Consider the following 3631-nt stretch of genomic DNA (forward strand, 5'->3'; position numbering starts at 1 on the left):
CGCCTTACGGCATCAGAGGTAGAGGCACAAAGTAATAGAGCGATCGCTGGCCCTACCGTGGAAAAGTGCTCAACGCCTTACGGCATCAGAGGTAGAGGCACTGACCCGCCTCAAAAGCCTCTCTAGAACTATATTAGCACAGGTCATTTTCAAGTATGTCAGCCACTTGATTTTTTTTTGGCTGTAAAGTTTTTAGCCTGGCCCCGTATTCAGTTGTCAATTCCACTCTGGGGAATAGGTTCAGAGATTTTCAAGCACCTCTAAATCTAACAAAAACTCTCAAACCATGTCAAGGGGCTATTTTTGAATATTGATGAATTGAGAGAATATTTGAGTCCAGAGGTGCTTGCACGCTAGAAGATCTTGAAATTCTGCTGCGACACTGGCCATGCCCCTGAACGGTTGCAAGCACGGACCCGCTCTATGCATTGGTTGCACAGTCCTACGATTAGGAGATCATCTTCCTCAGTTAGGACTTTTTCGAGCTGCCAGCGTAGCTTTTCCCGCTCTCGAGGTGTGAGACGACAGCGAAAAATTGAAAACTGCAATCGTTCACCGTAGCCCTCCAACTGCTTATAAACCTGTCGCCATCGCTTGGGATCGCGGATGTCATAGCAGATGAGGTACCAATTTTTAGATTCAGCCATGGTTCAGCGCAAAATGAGTTTGCCAAACAACCCCGCTTCCCCGCTCCACTCCTTTTCTAGTAGGCGCACTTCCAGTTCCAAGAGTCGCCGATAGGTGAGGGAGTAGTTGGTGACTGGGTGTTTCCATGTTTCACCTTTGCGAGCTTCATAGAGCTCAATGAACTTACGCCGACCATAGTCACTCAGCCATACGTGATCTCGGCGTACTTCAAAGCACTGGTCAAGGTTCCACTGCATGCGGTTAATTGACCCAATAACCACCATATCCACAAGGGGGACACGGAAAATTTCCATCAAATCTAACGCAAGGGGCGGTGCTTGAGTACGCGGCTGGTGATAAAAGCCAAAGGCTGGCTCAAGACCAACCGTGAGAATAGCATTCATCACATCCCTGAGGAGCATGCCATAGCCAAAACTCAGCAACGCATTAAACGGATCTTTAGGGGGGCGGCGATTGCGACCGTTGAAGTGCAACTTCTTGGGAACGTGATCCGCCAGTAGATAGGGCAACGCTGAAAAATACAGGGCAGCGAGATGGCCTTCAATACCCCGTAGAGTCTCTAGGGAATCGGCTTGGGAGAGGGTACTGAGGTGCCGCTCCATTTGGGTGGTGATATCCTGTAATGGCGGCAGAGGGTCTTGGCGATTCCGCTGTCCTCGCAGGAGCAGGCGGCGCTGACTCTGTCCCCGACAATTCACCAGTAACCGGGCAAGATGTAAACACTGATCTGGGTTTGTCAGGGCTTGATATTGACGAATACGCCGCTGAATACTGCCTTTGCGGTTGTCAATGCTGCCGATGTAACGCCCACCACTGCTGATGAAGTGAATACCAATACCCTCATCGGCGCACAGATGAATGGCGGGGGTGGTAATTTGGGCAAATTTGTGGATCACGACTTGACCCACCTGCTGAATGGGTAGCTTTTGCTCAGGTTGATCTTGAATCGCAATCCTGAGCTGCTTGCCAGCGCGCTTGATGAGAGCTTCGCCAACGGTGATGTGGATAATCTCCCGTTCGTCATCCCTTGGAAATAACCGCAGGGGTAAATGCTCAGGATCCCGAGCGAGGCGGGCTTCTTCGGGTAGGCAAACAGGTGCTAAGGAGCAGTTGAGGCAGAGTCTTTCATTGCTGCATACAGGGGGACGTTCTAGGGAAGCGCGCAGTTGACGTGCTTGCTCAATCGTGTCGCGCACCAGTTGGCGGCCTGACTCATCCACAGGAACTCGGACAGTGACGTTATCCCGGTGATAGTGAATGCGGCCTTCGGGCACAGTGACGCCGAGAACGGTTTCCAGTAAGCAGGCATAGGCCAAAATTTGTACCCTGTCACTGTGCCAAGCTTGGGGCTGTCGCTGGCGATCGCGATAACAGCGACCGATTTTGTGCTCATAGGGAATTAAATGTCCCTCAAGGGTGCGCAGGGCATCAACTTGTCCGCGTAAGCCCAGAGCGATGCTTTCAAGACGGAATTCTTGCCAATCTCCCCGTTCTAGCTTTTGTAGTTCTACGTGGAGCCGTCGCCCCGCAAAGACTGACTCATTTTGGGTGTACAGCTCTTCAACTTCTTCAAGATAAAATAGCCGCCGACAGTAGGTAAAAGCCCGCAGGGAGCTGACGCGCAGGGTCTCCGTTTCCGCACAGGCAACCATCTGTTCCATGATTGACATCTCCAGTCAGAAGATGCCACTAGTTTATCCATTGCCCTTCAGAGGAAAATGCAAGGTAAAAGGGGAAAAGAATTTCCTCCTCTGAAAATGTTGCTGGCAGGGACACGCCCTTGGGTGTTTACTAGGGGCAATGAATTGCTGCCATCGACGCTTGGCAGACAATCAACCACCCTAGGCAGCAGCTGTTGCCGAATCTATCTCCTGCATTTTTAGCCTTCAGCAAGACAACTCATTACTAAATTGGGGCAAGGAGACATCATCCCTTGGCATTGTTCTAGGGTTAGGAGCTGCAACGCTCTCTAAAGATGGTTTCGCCACTGAAAACTGCGTTTCCATGCGGGCGATCGCGGGGGCAATTCCTGCAACGAAGCTGTTACATGGTTAAAGACCTCCTCCATTACCGGTAGGGGCACTTGATCCTCAGCCTCCAAAAGAAGCGCCAGCCGCTGTCCCCCCTGTAGCTGCATGAAGTACAATTCTTGGTGAATTGGTCGTGGCACTGGCAAATAGCGCACTTCACCGCGCAGGCGCCGTCCCAAAATGCGTCGCTCAACTGGGGTGGATGTGGTAGTGGGGGAGCCCCCCAGTTGGGTAAAGCGCAGCCAATTGCGCAACTCCTGATCCGAGAGACCCCCTAGTACTTCATCTATTTTGGGTAGAGCAATGAGGCTCACCATTAACTCGTGCTCCCCGGGTACAGCATTGGCGGGATAAACCACAGCAACGCCATTCTCACCAAAAGGGGTGGGGGGCGAAAATGGGAGGGGTGTTTCAAAGGATAGCCCCAGCAGTTGATAGCGTTGGGGGACAAGGGCAACCGTCTGAATTGTCGGTTCACTCGCCCGCCCCATGAGCAGGGGAAACGCTCCCAAAAGGGCCAGACTACAACAACCAAGGGTCAGCAGCAAACGCATAAACTCTCACACTAGGGGGATGATTGATGTCGTTGACGATAGGCAATGTATAGACCCTCTAGGAAGTCTTCGGCGCTCAGGGAGGGCCAGTGGGCAGGATAGGTGGGCAGCAACAGGGGTTCTAATTGTTGGCGCAGCTCTTGAGCTGCTTGGTAACGACCCACAGGACTCAGGCGATCGCGACTATTGAGGTAGTTCCGTAGTAGGAGATAGTGTTCGGGGGTCATCTGTTCCCAGTGGGCGAGCGATCGCAACTCCTGCACCCAAGCCGCCTGTGATTGCCGAAGGGTTATCCCTTGGGGTGCAAACCGCGTCGCCTGTTCATCTTGAATCACCAAGGTACCTGCCACCCTATCTCCTAGGCGTTTTTCTGATGGAGATAACGTCACCAGGAATGCC

The 3631-nt window shown here is 52.3% G+C and carries 3 protein-coding genes and 1 pseudogene; all 4 read right to left on the reverse strand.

Features of this window, described 5'->3' with window-relative positions; translation table 11 throughout:
* Nucleotides 1–353 precede the first annotated feature (353 nt).
* Nucleotides 354–647 (reverse strand): CRISPR-associated endonuclease Cas2, encoded by a 294-nt coding sequence (gene cas2, locus H8Q75_RS04025; protein WP_024124532.1) that lies wholly within the window; start codon nucleotides 645–647, stop codon nucleotides 354–356.
* A gap of 3 nt (nucleotides 648–650) precedes the next feature.
* Nucleotides 651–2318, reverse strand: coding sequence for a type I-MYXAN CRISPR-associated endonuclease Cas4/Cas1 (locus H8Q75_RS04030; RefSeq protein ID WP_041429058.1), 1668 nt, complete (start codon nucleotides 2316–2318; stop codon nucleotides 651–653).
* 299 nt (nucleotides 2319–2617) lie between these two features.
* A complete protein-coding gene (locus H8Q75_RS04035) occupies nucleotides 2618–3232 on the reverse strand; it encodes a hypothetical protein (RefSeq protein ID WP_024124534.1) in 615 nt (204 codons plus the stop codon).
* Between the two features lie 11 nt (nucleotides 3233–3243).
* Nucleotides 3244–3631, reverse strand: a pseudogene (locus H8Q75_RS04040) (RDD family protein); the annotation flags it as partial.

The organism is Thermosynechococcus sp. OHK43 (genome assembly GCF_014466085.1).
In the GTDB taxonomy this organism is placed as follows: domain Bacteria; phylum Cyanobacteriota; class Cyanobacteriia; order Thermosynechococcales; family Thermosynechococcaceae; genus Thermosynechococcus.

What these genes read in the sequence shown, in the direction of transcription:
- cas2 (WP_024124532.1), bottom strand. Translation starts at nt 647, where the DNA reads ATGGCTGAATCTAAAAATTGGTACCTCATCTGCTATGACATCCGCGAT.
- H8Q75_RS04035 (WP_024124534.1), bottom strand. Translation starts at nt 3,232, where the DNA reads ATGCGTTTGCTGCTGACCCTTGGTTGTTGTAGTCTGGCCCTTTTGGGA.
- H8Q75_RS04030 (WP_041429058.1), bottom strand. Translation starts at nt 2,318, where the DNA reads ATGTCAATCATGGAACAGATGGTTGCCTGTGCGGAAACGGAGACCCTG.